The sequence below is a fragment of the Pseudomonas sp. NPDC098747 genome, from assembly GCF_044760045.1.
Classification (GTDB): Bacteria; Pseudomonadota; Gammaproteobacteria; order Pseudomonadales; family Pseudomonadaceae; genus Aquipseudomonas.
The window spans coordinates 28,436-28,743 of record NZ_JBIWAL010000062.1 but is presented as its reverse complement, the minus strand read 5'-3'; the positions used below and the strand labels follow the sequence as shown (position 1 = coordinate 28,743).

Here is a 308-nt window from a genome sequence, read left to right as displayed (position 1 = left end):
AATGAAAACTCGAAAACCAACAACAACACCCATAATCACAAAAAATACCTAAACGACGATCAAAAGAACTCAGACTATGCCGATGTCAGCCTGACCCAGAACAGCCGCGCCGCCTACCCGCTGGAACACGTTGCCAAGCGTTCCGAGCACAACCTCGGTGGCGAGCCGAACGCTGTGATCTTCCTGACTTGCGACCTGACCGGCGTCCTGCCGCCAGTGTCGATCCTCAACGAAGAGCAAGCGGCCTACCACTTCCTGTCCGGCTACACCGCACTGTTTGGATTGAGTTTATTGTTTTCGGTTTGAGG

1 pseudogene is annotated in these 308 nt (G+C 53.2%); it reads left to right on the top strand.

The features are described 5' to 3' along the window. A pseudogene (locus ACIQVE_RS25440) lies at positions 1-308 on the top strand (phosphoenolpyruvate carboxykinase (ATP)); the annotation flags it as partial.